The organism is Bacillus thermotolerans (assembly GCF_000812025.2).
GTDB lineage: Bacteria > Bacillota > Bacilli > Bacillales > Domibacillaceae > Quasibacillus > Quasibacillus thermotolerans.
In genome coordinates this window covers 95357-112477 of sequence record NZ_JWJE02000007.1, presented here as the reverse complement: position 1 = coordinate 112477, position 17121 = coordinate 95357, and the positions used below count along the sequence as shown (strand labels likewise).

The 17121-nt window shown below is 44.2% G+C and carries 20 protein-coding genes; 12 read left to right on the top strand and 8 right to left on the bottom strand.

All coding sequences use genetic code 11. The annotated features are described in order from the left end of the window. Window positions 1–39: 39 nt before the first annotated feature. The 3 genes from mecA to pepF all read left to right on the top strand — a co-directional run bounded on the left by mecA (window position 40) and on the right by pepF (window position 3834). Window positions 40–702, top strand: a complete 663-nt coding sequence (gene mecA, locus QY97_RS04795) for an adaptor protein MecA (RefSeq protein WP_039233445.1) — start codon at window positions 40–42, stop codon at window positions 700–702. Window positions 703–807: 105 nt separating this feature from the next. After that, window positions 808–1953, top strand: a complete 1146-nt coding sequence (locus tag QY97_RS04790; protein ID WP_039233442.1) for a competence protein CoiA — start codon at window positions 808–810, stop codon at window positions 1951–1953. A gap of 63 nt (window positions 1954–2016) precedes the next feature. Then, window positions 2017–3834 (top strand): oligoendopeptidase F, encoded by a 1818-nt coding sequence (gene pepF, locus QY97_RS04785; RefSeq protein ID WP_039233440.1) that lies wholly within the window; start codon window positions 2017–2019, stop codon window positions 3832–3834. A gap of 64 nt (window positions 3835–3898) precedes the next feature. Here the strand turns inward: pepF and QY97_RS04780 are convergent, their stop codons facing one another. The 5 genes from QY97_RS04780 to QY97_RS04760 all read right to left on the bottom strand — a co-directional run bounded on the left by QY97_RS04780 (window position 3899) and on the right by QY97_RS04760 (window position 7443). Beyond that, window positions 3899–4135, bottom strand: coding sequence for a hypothetical protein (locus QY97_RS04780; RefSeq protein ID WP_039233438.1), 237 nt, complete (start codon window positions 4133–4135; stop codon window positions 3899–3901). Window positions 4136–4773: 638 nt separating this feature from the next. Then, window positions 4774–5604, bottom strand: a complete 831-nt coding sequence (locus tag QY97_RS04775) for a ClpXP adapter SpxH family protein (protein WP_046128676.1) — start codon at window positions 5602–5604, stop codon at window positions 4774–4776. Between the two features lie 23 nt (window positions 5605–5627). Beyond that, window positions 5628–6026 (bottom strand): globin domain-containing protein, encoded by a 399-nt coding sequence (locus QY97_RS04770; protein ID WP_039233435.1) that lies wholly within the window; start codon window positions 6024–6026, stop codon window positions 5628–5630. A 150-nt stretch (window positions 6027–6176) separates the two neighbouring features. Next, window positions 6177–6839, bottom strand: coding sequence for a lytic transglycosylase domain-containing protein (locus QY97_RS04765; RefSeq protein ID WP_039233433.1), 663 nt, complete (start codon window positions 6837–6839; stop codon window positions 6177–6179). 10 nt (window positions 6840–6849) lie between these two features. Then, window positions 6850–7443: a CYTH domain-containing protein gene (locus tag QY97_RS04760; RefSeq protein WP_039233429.1), complete on the bottom strand. Its 594-nt coding sequence runs from the start codon at window positions 7441–7443 to the stop codon at window positions 6850–6852. A 149-nt stretch (window positions 7444–7592) separates the two neighbouring features. Between QY97_RS04760 and QY97_RS04755 the strand changes: the two genes are divergently transcribed. The 4 genes from QY97_RS04755 to QY97_RS04740 are packed head-to-tail and all read left to right on the top strand — an operon-like array spanning window position 7593 to window position 10352. Then, complete coding sequence (locus QY97_RS04755) at window positions 7593–7970, top strand: UPF0738 family protein (protein ID WP_039233426.1); 378 nt, start codon at window positions 7593–7595, stop codon at window positions 7968–7970. A 26-nt stretch (window positions 7971–7996) separates the two neighbouring features. Further along, window positions 7997–8629 carry a GTP pyrophosphokinase gene (locus QY97_RS04750; protein WP_039233424.1) on the top strand — a complete coding sequence of 211 codons (633 nt, stop codon included), beginning with the start codon at window positions 7997–7999 and terminating at the stop codon, window positions 8627–8629. Window positions 8630–8658: 29 nt separating this feature from the next. Continuing rightward, complete coding sequence (locus QY97_RS04745) at window positions 8659–9453, top strand: NAD kinase (RefSeq protein ID WP_039233422.1); 795 nt, start codon at window positions 8659–8661, stop codon at window positions 9451–9453. Between the two features lie 2 nt (window positions 9454–9455). Then, window positions 9456–10352: an RluA family pseudouridine synthase gene (locus tag QY97_RS04740; protein ID WP_039233419.1), complete on the top strand. Its 897-nt coding sequence runs from the start codon at window positions 9456–9458 to the stop codon at window positions 10350–10352. 91 nt (window positions 10353–10443) lie between these two features. On the opposite strand, the gene prpE is transcribed toward QY97_RS04740, so the two are convergent. Next, window positions 10444–11184, bottom strand: coding sequence for a bis(5'-nucleosyl)-tetraphosphatase PrpE (gene prpE, locus QY97_RS04735; RefSeq protein ID WP_039233497.1), 741 nt, complete (start codon window positions 11182–11184; stop codon window positions 10444–10446). Window positions 11185–11297: 113 nt separating this feature from the next. Here prpE and QY97_RS04730 point away from each other — a divergent pair, with 113 nt between their 5' ends. Then, window positions 11298–13151, top strand: coding sequence for a monovalent cation:proton antiporter family protein (locus QY97_RS04730; RefSeq protein WP_039233415.1), 1854 nt, complete (start codon window positions 11298–11300; stop codon window positions 13149–13151). 47 nt (window positions 13152–13198) lie between these two features. On the opposite strand, the gene fabI is transcribed toward QY97_RS04730, so the two are convergent. Further along, complete coding sequence (gene fabI / locus QY97_RS04725) at window positions 13199–13978, bottom strand: enoyl-ACP reductase FabI (RefSeq protein ID WP_039233412.1); 780 nt, start codon at window positions 13976–13978, stop codon at window positions 13199–13201. A 171-nt stretch (window positions 13979–14149) separates the two neighbouring features. Between fabI and QY97_RS04720 the strand changes: the two genes are divergently transcribed. Next, complete coding sequence (locus QY97_RS04720) at window positions 14150–14674, top strand: CotO family spore coat protein (RefSeq protein WP_039233409.1); 525 nt, start codon at window positions 14150–14152, stop codon at window positions 14672–14674. A 93-nt stretch (window positions 14675–14767) separates the two neighbouring features. On the opposite strand, the gene QY97_RS04715 is transcribed toward QY97_RS04720, so the two are convergent. After that, window positions 14768–15334 (bottom strand): CotY/CotZ family spore coat protein, encoded by a 567-nt coding sequence (locus QY97_RS04715; protein ID WP_039233406.1) that lies wholly within the window; start codon window positions 15332–15334, stop codon window positions 14768–14770. A gap of 120 nt (window positions 15335–15454) precedes the next feature. On the opposite strand from QY97_RS04715, the gene QY97_RS04710 reads away from it, so the two are divergent. From QY97_RS04710 to spoVAC, 3 genes are all read left to right on the top strand, one after another. Further along, window positions 15455–15808: a DUF1360 domain-containing protein gene (locus QY97_RS04710; RefSeq protein WP_039233403.1), complete on the top strand. Its 354-nt coding sequence runs from the start codon at window positions 15455–15457 to the stop codon at window positions 15806–15808. Between the two features lie 346 nt (window positions 15809–16154). After that, window positions 16155–16607 carry a YhcN/YlaJ family sporulation lipoprotein gene (locus tag QY97_RS04705; protein WP_039233400.1) on the top strand — a complete coding sequence of 151 codons (453 nt, stop codon included), beginning with the start codon at window positions 16155–16157 and terminating at the stop codon, window positions 16605–16607. Between the two features lie 12 nt (window positions 16608–16619). Then, window positions 16620–17096, top strand: coding sequence for a stage V sporulation protein AC (gene spoVAC, locus QY97_RS04700; protein WP_039233397.1), 477 nt, complete (start codon window positions 16620–16622; stop codon window positions 17094–17096). Window positions 17097–17121: the final 25 nt, after the last annotated feature.

The window sequence follows — 17121 nt, the reverse complement described above, 5'->3', positions numbered from 1 at the left end:
TCCCTCAGGGACCCTTAAATGGAAGGGAGAGAGGTAGTTATGGAAATCGAGCGTATTAACGATAACACTGTGAAGCTGTACATTTCGTACTTGGATATAGAGGAAAGGGGATTCGATCGCGAAGAAATTTGGTATAATCGCGAACGGAGCGAAGAACTTTTCTGGGATATGATGGAAGAAATTCATGATGCAGAGGAATTCACTGTTGATGGACCGCTTTGGATTCAAGTCCAAGCTTTGGATAAAGGTCTTGAGATACTAGTTACTCAAGCGAGTTTAACGAAGGATGGACAACGAATCGAACTGCCGCTGCCCGGAGATAAGTATCGGGACCTCCCAGTAGATGATCAGTTAGAAGAATTGCTGGATGAACATCTTCGTACAAACGGAGAGAACGATCAGGAGAAAGATCTCCCAATGGAGTTTCTGCTTTCGTTTAGAGACTTTGAAGATGTGATCCAATTAAGCCAGCGTGCCGGCTTTGAAGGTTTAACTACACAACTGTACTCATTCGAGAACCGCTACTACTTATATGTGGAGTTCCCAGAAGATGAGTTTGATGAAGAGTCTATAGAAGATACATTAAGCGTATTACTTGAATATGCAGGCGAGTCAGGAATGACCGTTCACCGTCTCCGTGAGTACGGTAAATGTGTGATTGAAAGCAATGTATTCGAAACGGTCCGTCAATATTTTAATTAACCACTCAGCGCTGATGAAAAATCAGTGCTTTTTTTATTTGCCAAAATACCGGCAGGAGATCAAGGAAATAGGGGCGAATAAGCAAAGAGAGAAAGGAGTGATAAATTGCTTATTGCAATGAACGAGAAGGGTGAGCTGATCAGGGCTGCAGCTCAAGAAGAAGTCGAACGCATCAAGGAGCTGAAAAACGGCGTTTATCTGTGCCCGGCTTGCCAGAACCCGGTAATTTTTAAAGCTGGGACTATAAAGGTTCCACATTTTGCCCATAAGCAGTCCGAAATCTGCCAGTCATTCTCTGAAGGGGAATCGGCAAAGCATTTAAAAGGGAAATCCGACTTTTATGGATGGCTGAGCCTGTATAAAGAGGTGCAGCTGGAGGCCTTCCTTCCTGAAATTTCCCAGCGTCCGGATTTGCTGGTAGATATGCGAATAGCTGTAGAGTTCCAATGCTCCTCTATAGCGTCTGACCTGTTTATACAGCGAACAAATGGCTATGTTGCCAACGGCTACATTCCTCTTTGGATTTACGGCGGCCCGCCCATCAAGAAGCGGGGCGAGCTGTATACCTTCACCCCATTTCACCGTCTGTTCTTTCAATACTCTTCTTCATTTGGTTACTGGTTCTTAGCCTACTCGCCTGGTACAGAAAAGTTTTCCTTCTACTCAAAGCTGATTCCTATTCAATCCTCTCTTTACCATGCTTCCGTTCAGGAAATTCCGCTTCATAAAATGACGTATCCTCCAGCCTTTTCACCCTCCTTTACTTCTTCATTTTCTCTTTCTAGCTGGTTTCAACAAAAACACAGATGGCTTCAAAGGCAGTTATACTTTCGAAAAGGTATATCCGATCCGTTTTTTCGTTTTGTGTATGAAGCGGGACACCATCCGCTCCTGCTGCCTGTTTGGATAGGACTGCCTGTGCGCAGTATGGCTTTAATGAAAAGCCATCCGATTGAGTGGCAGTTTTATCTGTGGCATGATTGTCTTTCTCGCACAAGAAAAACTACTGTAAAGCAGGCAGCTAAGGCTTTGACAAGGCGTATATTGAAGGGTGACCTGCAGATAAATGTCTTCCCGCTCATTTCTTCTTTAACGGTAGAAGGGATGATTGAGGAGTACATAGAACTTTTAAAAGAAGCCGGAATAGCGGAACAACCATTGCTAAGCCGTACAACCTTCGAGCAGACTGAAAAGGAGAAGGCCTTTGCTGCTGAGTTTGGCGAACTGGTGAAACGCCGGCTTATGTTTTGAGTTTTTCGGCATACAATAATATGATAAAGAGGAAGAAGAAATTGGAACTGGAGGGGTTTGCAGATGACGAATGAGCAAGGAGTAAAGCAGCTGCCGGCAAGAGAGGAAGTGCCAGCAGAGCTGACATGGCGCTTAGAGGATATTTTTGAGACAGACAGTGCCTGGGAAGACGAGTATAAAGAGGTCAAGCAGCTGTCTGAAAAAGCGGGAACGTATCAAGGAACGCTAAGTGAAAGTGCGGAGAACCTTTACCATTTCTTTACTTATGAAGATGAACTGCTTGAGCGCATGGGAAAGCTGTATACATATTCCCATATGCGTTACGATCAGGATACGACAAATTCTCATTATCAAGGAATGGACGACCGAGCAAAGAACTTATACACGCAAATTGCTAGTGCTCTTTCATTTGCGACGCCTGAAATCCTGGCTATGGATGAGGATAAGCTTAAACAGTTCGTTAATAGCCATGAAGGTCTGAAGCGTTATGAGCACGCAATTGAAGAGATCAATCTGCAGCGCCCTCATGTTTTGTCAGCTGCTGAGGAGAACTTGCTTGCCCAGGCTTCTGAAGTCACATCTGCGGCGAGCAACACATTTGGCATGCTGAACAACGCTGATCTCGAATTCCCTGTCATTAAAGATGAGAACGGCGAAGAAGTGCAGGTGACGCATGGCCGTTATATTCAGTTCTTAGAATCGAGCGACCGTCGGGTAAGAGAAGATGCCTTTAAAGCGGTCTATTCTACCTATGGCAAGTTCAAGAATACCTTCGCAAGCACATTAAGCAGTCAGGTGAAGAAGGACAATTTTTACGCGCGTGTACGCAACTATAAGAGCGCGAGAGAAAGAGCGCTGTCAGGCAATAACATTCCTGAGGCTGTCTATGATAATTTAGTTAATACCATTAACAAGAATTTACCGCTGCTGCATCGCTATGTCGATTTGCGCAAAAAGGTGCTTGGTGTAGATGAACTGCATATGTATGATTTATATACACCGCTTGTCAAGGATGTCAAGATGAAAGTCAGCTATGAGGATGCGAAGGACTATATGCTAAAAGGGCTCGCCCCTCTTGGGAAAGAGTACAACGACATTCTAGCAAAAGGCCTGAATAGCCGATGGGTGGATGTGGTAGAAAACAAAGGAAAGCGGAGCGGCGCTTATTCCTCTGGTGCATACGGCACTAATCCATATATTTTGATGAATTGGCAGGATAACGTAAATAACCTGTTTACGCTTGTTCACGAATTTGGCCACAGCATGCACAGCTATTTTACGCGTTCCTCCCAGCCTTACGTATACGGCGATTATTCAATTTTCGTTGCCGAGGTTGCTTCTACATGTAATGAAGCTCTGCTGAATGATTACCTTCTGAAGAACTTAGAGGATGAGAAGGAACGGTTGTACATCTTAAATCACTATTTAGAAGGGTTCCGTGCTACGGTCTTCCGCCAGACTATGTTCGCTGAATTTGAACATATCATTCATACGAAAGCGCAGAATGGCGAGGCATTAACAGCGGAAATGCTGACGAAGGAATATTACGATCTAAATAAGAAGTATTTTGGCGAGAACATGGTCATTGATGAAGAGATCGGGTTGGAGTGGGCGCGCATCCCGCATTTCTATTACAACTACTACGTATATCAATATGCGACTGGTTTCAGTGCCGCCACTGCTTTAAGTGCTCAAATTTTAGAAGAGGGCCAGCCGGCGGTAGACCGTTATATCAATGAGTTTTTAAGAGCAGGAAGCTCGGATTACCCAATTGAAGTATTGAAAAAAGCAGGGGTAGACATGACTACAGCCCAGCCGATCGAAGAAGCCTGCAAAGTGTTCGAACAAAAGCTGAATGAAATGGAAGAATTGTTATCCTAATAATGAAGCAAGTCCCTGGCGGTTACCAGGGACTTTTTTATTGCGGGCTAACTTATTACACCCTTTATTTTTTGTGATGGAAGCTTTTTGGCTGTTTTCTGTAAGAGTAGTGAGTAAATAAGAAACTGACAGCTAGTCCCCCAGCCATCGCTGCCATCGACCCGCCGGTCCTAAAGCCTGCTTCTGTTTCCTCATAGAAGTAGGGCTTCAGCCATTGAATATTAAAGGAATAGCCAATGTTAGCGAGCAGCGTGCTCACACATATAAATGAGACGATGCCAATCAGTACTATTTTAAGCAAGAAATCACCCCGCACTAATAGATAGATATATGGCTTATTATAGAGAAAGTTAACCTTCTGTAAAGCACTGATTCAATATACCGGGAATCTGTTATAAGACAGGTAGATGAAAACAACGGAGGGAACATAAGAAGCCAGCGGCAGTACGCTGGCTTCTTATCATGGGTTCATTTAGCCCTTCTTCTTTGTTTGTTGAGTAAATAAACAGGAATGAATAAAGTTAAGAACAATGCTGGTGCTGTCACATAAACAGGGTATAAATTCAGTAAGCCTAAAAGATTAAAAAAAAGGGCACATACAGCTAGCAAAAGGTAAAGCCAGACGCCGATCCATCTCATCGGGAAACCTCCTGTTGGTTCCAGTAAATGTTAGTTTACGCTTACTATTCCATTCTTATGACAAATGTGTGAAAAGCAGAACAAACTCTTGTGATTAGGCGGGGGAAATGATAATATAAAAGCGTGAAGTTGATCACAAGCAAACATATACCCCTTTGTTTGACCGTGAAAAATTTCTCCCATCCCCTTTGTTCGTAAGAAGAGGCCTTGCTTGTCAAGGCCTCTTCTTCTGTATGTGTATGATAGCGTTTTCAATTAAAAGCAAAAAAACGCTGTATCCATTGATACAGCGGCTCTTTTCTATTCACTTATATACTCCCATATGGAACCGAATTTTACTGGCACTTTACGTACCTTGCGTTGCAGAATAAGCTTTTTCATTTCTTTTTCTACTTCGCTTTTAGTTAAATTGTAGACTTCGGTGATCTCCTTCGTTGCTGTAAAGCGGAATTGCTTTAAGAATTCTTCCAGCGGGGGAGGAGACTTCGGTTCAGGCAGTTCCTCCAGCATTTCCTCTAAAATCTGCACGTAAATTTCATATGAGTATAGCCCTGTAATCTTAATGCCTTCTTCTTCGATATTCTCATTAAAGAAAACGAGTGTCGGTGTTTCATCAACATCCATTTCTGCTGAAATCTTTAAGTCGCACTGAAAGGCTTTAGCCGCGCTAGAGGAGTGGATATCATTTAAGAACTCTTCCGCATCCAATCCGGATTCTTTGGCACAGTGAGTCAGAACTTGAATATCAGAAATATTCTGGCGGTCAATGAAAAGAGCCTCCTGAATCTGCCGTAGGAACCGGCTTCCTGCTCGGCGACCCTGCAGCTCAGCCGCTTTGATCGCAATGGAAGCTAAGAATGGAGCCGAGATTGAATCCTCAAGCCAAAGCGTTCCATCACAGGACATGCCAGATCGTGCGGCAGCTTCATCCCACTTCTGTGCGAGGGATTCGTTATTGCTTTTCTTGGTGTTCAAAGAGTTCAGGTCAGCTGTCAGCACCTGCTTCAAGCGAAAATACTGACTGTATTCGATATAAAGTTTTCGAAGGACAGGCTCCATTGCCCAGCTATTTGGACAAAGAGGGTCCACGAACACATAGATTTCCAATGGTTTTTGATGGGCCGGACACATTTCGTTAATTAGCAACGGTGATCTCAATGGTTCTCACCCGGCTCTTCAGGCTGATTGATCATATGGTTAGCCGTCAGTTCAAGACGCTGGTAGAGAAAGTCACGGATGTCGCCTTCCAAACCTACTTCATTCATAGCTTCTCTCATACAAGAAAGCCAGGCGCCAGCGCGCTTTGCTGTTATTGGAAAAGGCATGTGACGTGCTCGGAGCATCGGATGGCCATGTTCATCAGTGTATAGAGAAGGCCCGCCTAAATATTGAGTCAAAAATTGCTTTTGTTTGCGGGCAGTTTCCGTTAAGTCATCAGGGAAAATTGGAAATAAATCAGGGTGTTGAGCAACCTTTGAATAAAACACATCAACGAGCTCTGAAAGCTTTTGTTCACCGATGTAGTCAAATGGTACTGTTGATTTCTCGCCCATACCAATAACTCCTTTATTCCTGTATTGTACAATCATTTTAACAAGGGGATTGTTATAATACAAACAAACTGCCTATGGCTATTTTTTACAGGGTCTTATGGACGATAGAAAAAACAGAAAACAGACGGCTTGTCTGCTTTCCATTTGACATTAAGCGTAGTAGCTGGAGGTGATTTTGCGAACGTAGTTCTGCGTTTCTTTAAATGGCGGAATCCCTCCGTACTTTTTAACATTGCCTGGGCCTGCATTGTAAGCAGCGAGAGCAAGCTTGATATTGCCATCGAATTGATCCAGCATTTGGCGGAGGTATTTTGTACCGCCGAATACATTTTGCTCAGGGTCATATACGTTTCCTACACCAAGGCCGCGGGCGGTGGCTGGCATGAGCTGCATAAGACCGCCTGCACCTACATGGCTTCTAGCATTTGGATTAAAGTTTGATTCCTGACGGATGACCGCCTGGATCAGTTTCTTTGGTACATTATATGTTTCGGCGGCCCGGGTAATAATATCATCAAAGTCTGTTTTCGGTGCCGGGCTGGCCTTTTGCACAATATCCGCTCCCGGGTTTGTCGGTAGAACAGCGGCTGGTGAAGAGTAGGGTTTGTCGGGCTGTGCGGATAGTCCGGATAAAGAAGCTGCAACTGATCCGCCCCCTTCGAGCTCCAAACCTTGCAAAAGAGCCTGCTGCAACACTGCTCCGAACACCTGACTCGGTGGGGATGTAGTGAATGAACGGTAGGTATTGGCATAAGCAGGAATAGACTGCAGTGTATTTGTGCCAAGCATCGTTTTCAGTAAATCACTGCTCATAATTCTCTCCTTATTCATCGCCAGAGGACTGGCGCATTTTCTCCATATAAAACCTTTTGACTTTATTATCGGTTGGCTTGGCGGGGATTTGATAGGTATTCAATAAGTTATAGAAGATTTCTTCTCCTTTTTTACGGTCGGTTACTTCATACTCGATTTCATAGTCCTGTTTATTCAAATAGAAGCTATGATCGAAAACGAGCGTACCTCCTTTAAATGGAACCTCTGCCCGCTTAGTCGACAGCGTGCCGAAATGTTTCAATGCCTTAAAATCGGTTATTAATGATTGAACAGCATTTTTGACGTTTCCTTCAGGGAAGATGCTTTTTTTTAACAGAGCATCTGCCTGGGAGCGGGTAAGGGTCTCATTCGTTTCCAGCAGTCCCTCATCGGCAGGTTCTTTTAATGTTAATTCGAAGTGTTCATTTTTTTCACGAATACGAAGCGCACACCCGCTTTCTTTTAGTTCGAACTGCGGTGTATCAAGGTAATGATTATGCTGCAGAACGAAATCCTCTGGCTGAACATGAAAAGCATCCATTAAACGGTGGAACTCTATCTCATTTACGCCGTTTTTAAACTCAATTTCTATTTCCTGGCTCATTGTTTCACCTCTTCAATTAATTTAAAACCTTTTATTTGGAAGGTGTAGAATGTTAAAATATAAAGTGACTTTTTGACAAATAACTCGCTTTGTTAAACAATTTTTCACGATTATTTTAGCACAGCAAGAATGAAAGGGGAAAAGAGTGAGTGAGAAAAACATTACATTTTACAAAAGCGGCTTGGAAGGGTGAACAGCTTATACTGCAGGCAGACTCTCCAGTATCCTTATCAGAGGTACATGCGGCGGGACAGATGGTTGTTGATTCCGATGCCTATGCTTTTGTTTATTTAGCAGAAGAAAACGATGAGTTTATTTATCTATACATACATGAATCAACCTGGACGGAGCTTCAGAAAGCGCTTGATCAGGAGGCTCGCCTGTTTGCAGAAGGAACAGAGGGAAAATTGGAGCTTGAAGGCTGGAAGGAAGAACTCTCCTATTTAATTAGCAACATTGAAGGAAATAGCAACTATGGAGATGAAATGGTCAGCAAAGTCGAATCTGTATTTTTGCAAGAGCAATAAAGAAGTCGGGCTGAGAGGGAAGAACAATGAGAGATTGCGAGGAATTTTTACTGCCTTACAAACAAGCGGTAGATGAGTTGAAGGTGAAGTTTCGCGGACTAAGAACCCAATTTGAGCGCAGCGATGAGCAGTCGCCTATCGAGTTTGTGACAGGTCGTGTTAAGCCGGTAGCGAGCATCCGTGATAAAGCGCGCCGAAAGAATATTCCGCTTGAACGCCTTGAAGCAGAGATGCAGGATATTGCCGGTGTGCGCATTATGTGCCAGTTTGTGGATGATATCAAAAAAGTTGTTGAGAAAATTCGTATGCGCAAAGATTTTAAGGTAGTAGAGGAGAAGGATTATATTTCTCACAACAAGCCAAGCGGCTATCGATCTTATCATATGGTTATCGAATATCCCGTGCAGACAGTATACGGAGAAAAGAAAATTCTTGCAGAAATTCAAATTCGGACACTGGCTATGAACTTCTGGGCAACGATTGAGCATTCATTGAATTATAAGTATGAAGGGCAGTTCCCTGAAGAAATCAAAACGAGGCTTCAGCGTGCAGCAGAAGCAGCCTTCCGTCTTGATGAAGAGATGTCGCTCATCCGTGAAGAAATCAAAGAAGCCCAAGCCTTTTTTTCAAAGAAAAAAGAACAAACGGATGATTGCTAAATAAAAAAAGAGAAAGAAGGTGGGGTCTGATGAAATTTGCGATCACGTCCAAAGGTGACAGCAAATCCAATGCGTTAATGCATAAGATCCGCGCATATTTACTGGATTTTAAATTGACATATGATGAACAAAAGCCTGACATTGTCATTTCTGTCGGCGGTGATGGCACGCTGCTCTATGCCTTTCACCGTTATAGCGGAAGGCTGGATAAAACGGCCTTCGTCGGTGTTCATACTGGCCACCTTGGTTTTTATGCTGACTGGGTGCCTGAAGAAATTGAAAAACTGGTCATTGCGATCGCGCGTACGCCATACCAGATTATTGAATATCCGCTGCTAGAAACCATTATCCGCTACCAAGGCGGCGGGAAGGAAACGCGTTACTTGGCTTTAAATGAATCAACAGTCAAAAGTGTAGATGGCACGCTTGTTATGGACGTGGAAATTCGCGGGGAGCATTTCGAGCGCTTCCGGGGTGACGGGCTTTGTGTATCTACCCCATCAGGCAGCACAGCTTATAACAAGGCGTTAGGCGGCGCTATTTTGCATCCGTCCATCCGTGCTTTGCAGCTTGCAGAAATGGCCTCCATTAATAATCGCGTGTTTCGGACTGTCGGTTCACCGCTCATCTTGCCCGCCCATCACACCTGCACGCTGAAGCCGGTCAACCGCCGTGACTTCCTTGTGACGATTGACCATTTGACCTTGCTCCATAAGGATGTTAAGTCGATTCAATATCGAGTTGCGAATGAAAAAATCCGATTCGCCCGCTTCCGCCCATTCCCATTCTGGAAGCGCGTGCACGATTCGTTTGTCAGCAATTAATCATGGGCTTTCAATTAACATGGCAAGCGTCAGCAAGTGATCAGGGAAAGCTGCTGCGAGAGTTTCTGGCTGAACAGCAGCTTTCCCGACGGGCACTGACGGATATTAAATTTGAAGGCGGCTTAATCTCTGTTAATGGACGCGAAGTGAATGTGCGCTATGTATTGCAGGAAGGAGATGAAGTAGCGGTTATCTTTCCGGAAGAAAGACCGAGTGAGGGTATCCAAAGGGAAGATTTGCCGCTTTCCGTCGTTTATGAAGATGATTACCTTCTTGTTATCGCTAAGCCGCCGGGGATGAATACCATTCCTTCAAGGGAGCATCCTGCAGGAAGCTTGGCGAATGGCCTGCTCGGTTATTATGCGAAGCAAGGCATACAAGCGACAGCTCATATCGTTACGAGGCTGGACCGGGATACGTCAGGTCTTGTACTCATTGCGAAGCACCGGCATGTTCACCACTTATGTTCGCAAATGCAGCAAGAGGGAAGAATCTCACGTGCATACGAAGCGTTAGCTGATGGTATGTTTGCTAGGCGGGAAGGTGTCATTGAGGAGCCAATCGGGCGCAAGCCGTCCAGCATTATTGAACGAGAGGTCAGAGAGGATGGGCAATATGCTTGCACAGCCTATGAGGTTGTTCGCGTATTTCGGAACTGCACGCATGTACGCCTCAAACTTTACACGGGCCGCACTCACCAAATTCGTGTTCACCTTTCCTATATGGGCCATCCCTTGCTGGGAGATGATCTATACGGCGGACCTGCCGGGCAGATCAGCCGGCAGGCTCTCCATTGTGGACAGCTCTCCTTTCAGCATCCAATGACAAAGGAGCAGATGAGCTTTTCTTTGCCTCTTCCAGAGGATATGAAGCAGGTAATCGACCAGCTGGAGGAGTAATCTAGGAAGACCTTATGAAAAAACAGCCCTGCTGCAGGAGGGAAGACAACGCAACATTCTCTCTTTCAGCTAGCACGGCTGTTTTATTTTTTTAATCTGGGATGGGACGGAACTTCTCAGGAACATGCGGCATAGAAGAAGAGACAGATAGGACGTCCTTCTCGGGATAGCGAAAAGCCGATAATTGCCCGCCGAACACAGCACCTGTATCAATATTAGCTGTATGGTTAACAAATCGTGCTTCTCTTACAGGGGTATGTCCATAAACGATCCAAGGTTTTCCGCTGTAAGTCTTAGCCCAATCACGCCGGGTTGGGTAGCCATCGGGGTCAGTTCCTCCGGTGATATCCCCATACAAGACAAAGGTTTTTACCTTGGAGGTGTATTTGCCGATATAGCTTTCCTTTATGCCTGCATGCGCGATAATCAGCTGGCCGTCATCAAGGACCTGGTAAAGGGGAGACTGCTCATACAGTGTCATAAACTTCTTTTTCACCCGCTTGTAGTCCCGGTTATTCAGTTCGTTCAGCTCGGCAACGGTTGTTTCCAGCCCGTTGTTAATCTTTACGTTATTCCCAAGAAACATTCGGTAGAGCTTATTGCAGTGATTTCCCGGTACATAGTAAGCAAGCTGCCTTTCCCATAGGTCATGGACAGTTTCGATAACTTTGACAGAATTTGGGCCACGGTCTGTTAAGTCGCCGACAAACCCAAGAATTCTTCCTTCAGGATGAATGGGAAGGCCTTCGTTCCAAGCATAGCCAAGCCGTTTGGTTAGTTCCTCAAATTCAGCAAAGCATCCGTGAATATCTCCAATGATATCAATGTTCATTACAGCCTCAGTCCTTTCATTGAAAAAAATAAGGGCGGGTAGAGTTTGAGCAAGCTCTTTTAATCTGTTTGCTATATAATAAAAAAGAATTATTTCAAAGAAGGAGGTCTTTGATGGAAGAGCATGCCTCGTTATTTTCACTCGTTATTGTTATTGTGGCCGCGTTTTTGACTCCTATTATTCTTCATCGAATGAAATTAAACTTCATACCAGTGGTCATCGCGGAAATTATTGTTGGTTTAGTAATCGGAAAGAGCGGCTTTGATATTGTTTCTCAAGATGTGTGGCTTGAAACCTTGTCAACACTCGGCTTTATCTTTCTTATGTTTTTAAGCGGCCTAGAGATAGATTTTACTGCTTTTTCCAATAAAAAGAAGGAAACTTCAAGAATGCTGCCAGGCAGAAAGGAACCTAACGCCTTCATGGTAGCGACGGTGGTCTTCGCGGGAATTCTCATATTATCATTTGTTTTATCTTATATCTTCGTTCTTCTTGGTCTAATCGAAGATGCTTTCCTGATGACGCTCATTATCTCGACGATTTCTCTCGGTGTCGTCGTGCCGACATTAAAGGAAGCTCATTTAATGAAAACCGTCATTGGACAAATTATACTGCTTGTCGCCGTTATTGCCGACCTTGTGACAATGATTCTTCTCGCCATTTTCGTTTCCATCCGCAGTGAAGGTGGGGGCAACTTATGGCTGTTGCTTGTCTTGTTTGCAGCGGGCGTTATTCTTTATTTCATAGCCAAACGCTTTAAGAATAAACCTTTATTTGAGACGTTGTCTACGGGAACCGTGCAAATTGGCACTCGGGCCGTCTTTACGTTAATGATTGTTCTCGTTGCTTTATCGGAATATGTAGGAGCGGAAAATATTCTTGGCGCCTTCTTGGCAGGGGTGCTTGTTTCACTGCTCGCACCGAATCATGAGCTTGTCCGTCAGCTGGACTCATTTGGATATGGTTTCCTTATTCCAATTTTCTTCGTTATGGTCGGAGTGGAGCTTGACATTTGGTCGATGCTCAGTGACCGGAATATGCTTATATTGATCCCGCTGCTGATGATCGCTTTCTTCATTTCTAAAGCGCTGCCTATGCTTTATTTGAGAAAATGGTATGATACAAAGACTGTCGCTGCTTCGGCTTTCTTACTAACTTCTACTTTGTCACTTGTCATTGCTGCTGCTAAGATTGCTGAACAGAGCGGTATCATCACTTCTCAAATGAGCGGCTTACTTATCTTAGTGGCTGTAATTACTTGTTTAATTACACCGGTTATTTTCAAAAAGATTTTCCCGCCTCACATGAAAGCTGAAAGACAGCTGAAGGTTGTGTTTGTTGGTGCTAATCAATATACGATGCCTATTTCTAAAGAGTTAAAATCCTCTCTATATGAAACGGTCGTTTACCGAAAGAGACAAAATGAGGCGTCTTCTTCCAGTCACTCGGCCTTTGATGTGATTGAGCTTGAAGAGTTAACGGAGAAATTTCTAGAGGCAGAAGGCGTGTTTGCGGCGGATATTGTCGTTGTGGCTACAGGTGATGAGCAGCAAAACGCGAGCCTGGCATTGGCAGCCAAAGCAAAAGGGGTGGAGCGTGTCATTGCGCATGTAGAAAGGGAGGAAGTAGAGAAGCAGATGATCGAGGGAGAAGTTGAAACGTTCTCTTACTTCCTGTCAGCGAAGGCGCTGTTAAGAGCGATGATCGAATCCCCAAGTATCATCAGTATCTTAACGAATAAGGAAACCTCTCTATACGAAATTGAATTAATGAATGAAGCTTACGAAGGTGTCGTGCTTAGACATTTCCCATTTACGGGCGATGTGATCTTTGTGCGGATCTTCCGGGGAAAGGATTCAATTGTCCCGCATGGGGATACGGAGCTGCACCTGCATGACCGGCTCATTGTTACCGGTTCGAAGGAATACGTAGATGAATTAAAACGTGAACTTGAATTTGATGAATAAAAAAACCGTTTCTGCCAGTCTAACTGATGGCAGAAACGGTTTTTTCTTTATGCGAGAATGTTGTAGCCGGAATCTACATAAATCACTTCTCCAGTTACGCCGCGGGAAAGCTGGCTAAGCATGGCAAGCGACATGTCGCCGACTTCCTCCTGAGTGACGTTCCGCTTTAATGGTGCCTTCTCTTCGATCAGTCTTAGGATATCGTTAAAGCCAGGGACGCCCTTCGCAGCAAGCGTCCGAATAGGTCCGGCTGAAATGGCGTTAATGCGGATACCGTTCTCACCAAGATCAAGTGCCAAGTATCTTACCGATGCTTCAAGTGAGGCTTTCGCGATTCCCATAACAGAGTAGCCTGGTACAGCACGCTCTGCTCCAATATAGCTCATCGTTACAATCGAGCCTTCCTCTGTCATGTATGGCCTAGCAGCCTTAGCTACAGCTATTAGCGAGTAGGCACTTGTATCCTGCGCGAATGCATAACCGTCTCTAGATGTATCAATAAAGTCGCCCTTTAAGTCTTCTGCACGAGCAAAAGCAACAGAGTGGACGATGCCATGAATGACACCAACCTTTTCGCCAATCTCTCTGAAGGCGTTTTGAACGCTTTCATCATCGTTTACATCACATTGAACCACCAGGTCGGATGGATACTCATACTTTTCAAGCAGTTTTGTGAGCTTCTGCAAGGAGCGGTCTAGACGGTATGTATAAATAACGTTAGCGCCTGCTTTATAGAGAGATTTCGCTACCCCCCATGCAATACTCCGTTCGTTTGCTACACCCATCACGACGATATTTTTTCCTTTTAATTTCAGTAAGTCCTCCATCTTCTTCCTCCAGTACACGAATTTTATTCTTCCTCTATACATTATATCTAGTTTTAGTATCTGTTACTATATGTGAACGGGATTTTCCTTACATATTTCTTGGAGGTTTTGTTTTCATGAAGAAGAAAGGATGAGCATATAAATAATTGAAAGCCTTTTAGGAGGTGCATTATGGAAAAGAACAAAAAAAAGCGCGAGCCGCTTCTGTATATTCAGCAGCCTGATTTTACCTTTCCAGATCCTGTTATGCAAAGTACTTATCATATTAAAGACGGGCAAGATGAGGAATTGAAAAAGCTGGAGAAAGAACTGCCGGCTTTAGAGGTGGAGCAAGTAAAAGAGGAACAGCTAAAGCCAGATGAATCATCTGAGCAGCCAATTGCCGATAAGCTTACTGAACAGCCAGAACAAGGAAAAGAAGAGCCTGTACATGAAGAAAGGCGGAAAGAGCGGCCATCTTGGATGAAGATCCAGCCTCTGAAGCGATTTCAAGATATGCATATAGACGAAAAGCTCCAGTATCTCACTAAACAGTTTGCCAAGCTCCCGTGTTTATTTGAATGTGGCGAAGCGTCGCATGCAGGCGTGCTTGTGGGCGTCACACCAGATCAAATAAGAGTTCAGACACACAACGATGGCGAGGTGACAATTGAGCGCAAAGACCTTAAGCACATTCGATTGCTTGGCTCATTTTAAGCGGAATGATGTAAGGATGGTTTTACGTGACATGAACAAGCAGGCTATTACAAATAAGAAAAGCAGCGGCCGGTATAAACCGCTGCTTGTTTATTAACGATGGCGACCAATGTTTAAGTCAACATCTCGGATGCACTGTACAGAGAGCAGTCTTGTTAAGTCGACAGTAATACAGTTCTGTGTTGCACGGAATTTTCTGATCTTAGCCGCTTTCTTAAGATCAATGCCGCCGTCTTCAGTAATATCCGCTACATCATGATCTTTTTCGAGCGGCGCTAGTACACGAAGGCGTGCGCAACAGTTGTTGAATACTTCTTCCACCCGGAAGAAAACAGATACACCTGATTCATCATAGTCATCACAATACTGATAGCCACCAGATGAATCGTCGCTACCTTTGCGATCGTCCCGGTGCTTATTTAAGTGGAAGAGAGCGAAGAATAGAGAACCATCTAGAGTGGTGAGAGTAAATACCCGTGTATCGGCATCGCGACGGTGACGTCCGGCTAAATCACCTAGAGGAGCAATTAAACAATCTTTGCAGTCTATACAATCGTCGTGATCGACTCGTTCATCCTGCAAGTCTTTAATGGCCCTAAGGACATCACATACACAGCCGCTGTGATGATGACGATCTTCATCATGGTTGAAGCAGCTCATTGTAAAACTCCTTTCTTAAATTCATTCTTACATTACTAACATATGGCGGCACGAAAAAATGGGTACGCATAATTGGTGGATTTATGAATAAAAATTTATTTTTTCTAAAAGGAAGGGAAGATGACTATTTCATTAGTAGAGTTGTTAATCCTAATGCTTGCTTCGTTTCGGCTGACACGGCTGATTGTATTTGATGAGATTACGGAGAAGTTGAGAGCGCCGTTTTTTAACGAAATCGTAGAGGTATCAGAAGCAGGCGATGCTGAGGAATACATTGTGCCGAAGAAGCACGGGGTGAAGGGCTGGATTGGAAGAGCTTTAAATTGCTATTGGTGTACAGGCGTATGGGCCTCGGCATTTTGCTGTATATTGTATGCGGCTATGCCTGTTTTGGGAGGCTTTCTGCTCCTAATTTTGGCAGTGGCTGGCGGAGCGGCTTTAATTGAGTTAGCTGTCCAGCAACGGATGGATTAACGAATGGCCGTCTATTTGCATATTCTAAAGAAAGAGGAGAAAAAAGGGTGTGAAACAGCAATGAAGAAATCCTCACCTCAAAGCAGCCGCCCGAGAAAAAAATCCTGTGGCTGTTCACCCAAGAAGAAGCCAAAGAAGTAAACAGCTCATCAGGGCCATTTGGCGGCTGTTCTTCTTAGAAAGCGAATGCGGGTCAGCGGGTTTATTGCAAGTCATTTGCTTCTTGTAAAAGAACGTCTAAACAGGCGTTCTTTTTTTGTTCTGCAAAAGCGAGGAGCATTTTGATAAATAAAAACGAGAAAACAGAAAAAACTATTCATAAACGGCAACAGAATGGAGGAGAAAGATGAAAGCAGTCGTTTATATATTAGCCATTCTCTTTTTAGTCGGCTGCAAGATGCCAGATGATGGACCGGACAGCAGGCTCGCCCTAATTAAAACGACCAATCCTGAACCGATCCAAATTGAGAAGGATGGAGCCTCTGTTGAAGGGATCCGCAATGAAGTCAATCAAGTAGATGAAATCTATGACGCAGCGGTCATTAAAGGAGATCATAATACGCTCGTCGCTTATAAAGTGCGGCATCTTGACCGGTTTCGTATGAAAAGCATTGAGAAAGAATTGAAGAAGCATCTAGAGGGCAAATATAAGGACGAAACGTTTGTTGTTTCAAGCGATTATAAAATCTTCTTAGAGGCTGTTCGGCTGCGGGAAGACATTGACTCAGGAAAAATCAACGATAAACAAGCAGATAAACGGCTTCACCAGTTAATCAGATTAAAGAAAGAACGGACATAAAGGAGAAGAGAAATGGCAAACAACAATGAGAAGAAAACACCTGCCCAGCAGCAGTATGACAAGATGAATCAAAAGCATGAAATTAAGCGGCCGGTTCTTAAAAACTGCTTGCGTGCGTTTTTTGTAGGGGGTCTTATTTGCATTATTGGACAGGCGATTACTTATTTTTATATTTATTTTTTCAATTTTACAGAACAAACGGCCGGCAACCCGACAGTTGCCACGGTAATCTTTCTATCCATGCTATTAACCGGCTTTGGCGTATATGACCATTTAGGTCAATATGCCGGAGCGGGCAGCGCTGTACCGGTGAGCGGTTTCGGAAATGCGGTTATTTCAGCCGCGATTGAGCATCGTACGGAAGGGTTTGTTCTCGGGGTTGGCGGCAATATGTTTAAGCTGGCGGGGTCTGTTATCCTGTTCGGTGTCTTTTCCGCTTTTGTGGTAGCGCTCATTAAAACCATTTTAATCCAATGGGGCGGACTATAACTGTTTACTAGCAGAAAGGAGGTCC

Excerpts from the sequence above, each read along its gene's own strand:
- mecA (WP_039233445.1), top strand. The coding sequence starts at position 40 with ATGGAAATCGAGCGTATTAACGATAACACTGTGAAGCTGTACATTTCG.
- pepF (WP_039233440.1), top strand. The coding sequence starts at position 2,017 with ATGACGAATGAGCAAGGAGTAAAGCAGCTGCCGGCAAGAGAGGAAGTG.
- QY97_RS04775 (WP_046128676.1), bottom strand. The coding sequence starts at position 5,604 with ATGTGTCCGGCCCATCAAAAACCATTGGAAATCTATGTGTTCGTGGAC.
- QY97_RS04770 (WP_039233435.1), bottom strand. The coding sequence starts at position 6,026 with ATGGGCGAGAAATCAACAGTACCATTTGACTACATCGGTGAACAAAAG.
- QY97_RS04765 (WP_039233433.1), bottom strand. The coding sequence starts at position 6,839 with ATGAGCAGTGATTTACTGAAAACGATGCTTGGCACAAATACACTGCAG.
- QY97_RS04760 (WP_039233429.1), bottom strand. The coding sequence starts at position 7,443 with ATGAGCCAGGAAATAGAAATTGAGTTTAAAAACGGCGTAAATGAGATA.
- QY97_RS04750 (WP_039233424.1), top strand. The coding sequence starts at position 7,997 with ATGAGAGATTGCGAGGAATTTTTACTGCCTTACAAACAAGCGGTAGAT.
- QY97_RS04745 (WP_039233422.1), top strand. The coding sequence starts at position 8,659 with ATGAAATTTGCGATCACGTCCAAAGGTGACAGCAAATCCAATGCGTTA.
- QY97_RS04740 (WP_039233419.1), top strand. The coding sequence starts at position 9,456 with ATGGGCTTTCAATTAACATGGCAAGCGTCAGCAAGTGATCAGGGAAAG.
- prpE (WP_039233497.1), bottom strand. The coding sequence starts at position 11,184 with ATGAACATTGATATCATTGGAGATATTCACGGATGCTTTGCTGAATTT.
- QY97_RS04730 (WP_039233415.1), top strand. The coding sequence starts at position 11,298 with ATGGAAGAGCATGCCTCGTTATTTTCACTCGTTATTGTTATTGTGGCC.
- fabI (WP_039233412.1), bottom strand. The coding sequence starts at position 13,978 with ATGGAGGACTTACTGAAATTAAAAGGAAAAAATATCGTCGTGATGGGT.
- QY97_RS04720 (WP_039233409.1), top strand. The coding sequence starts at position 14,150 with ATGGAAAAGAACAAAAAAAAGCGCGAGCCGCTTCTGTATATTCAGCAG.
- QY97_RS04715 (WP_039233406.1), bottom strand. The coding sequence starts at position 15,334 with ATGAGCTGCTTCAACCATGATGAAGATCGTCATCATCACAGCGGCTGT.
- QY97_RS04710 (WP_039233403.1), top strand. The coding sequence starts at position 15,455 with ATGACTATTTCATTAGTAGAGTTGTTAATCCTAATGCTTGCTTCGTTT.
- QY97_RS04705 (WP_039233400.1), top strand. The coding sequence starts at position 16,155 with ATGAAAGCAGTCGTTTATATATTAGCCATTCTCTTTTTAGTCGGCTGC.
- spoVAC (WP_039233397.1), top strand. The coding sequence starts at position 16,620 with ATGGCAAACAACAATGAGAAGAAAACACCTGCCCAGCAGCAGTATGAC.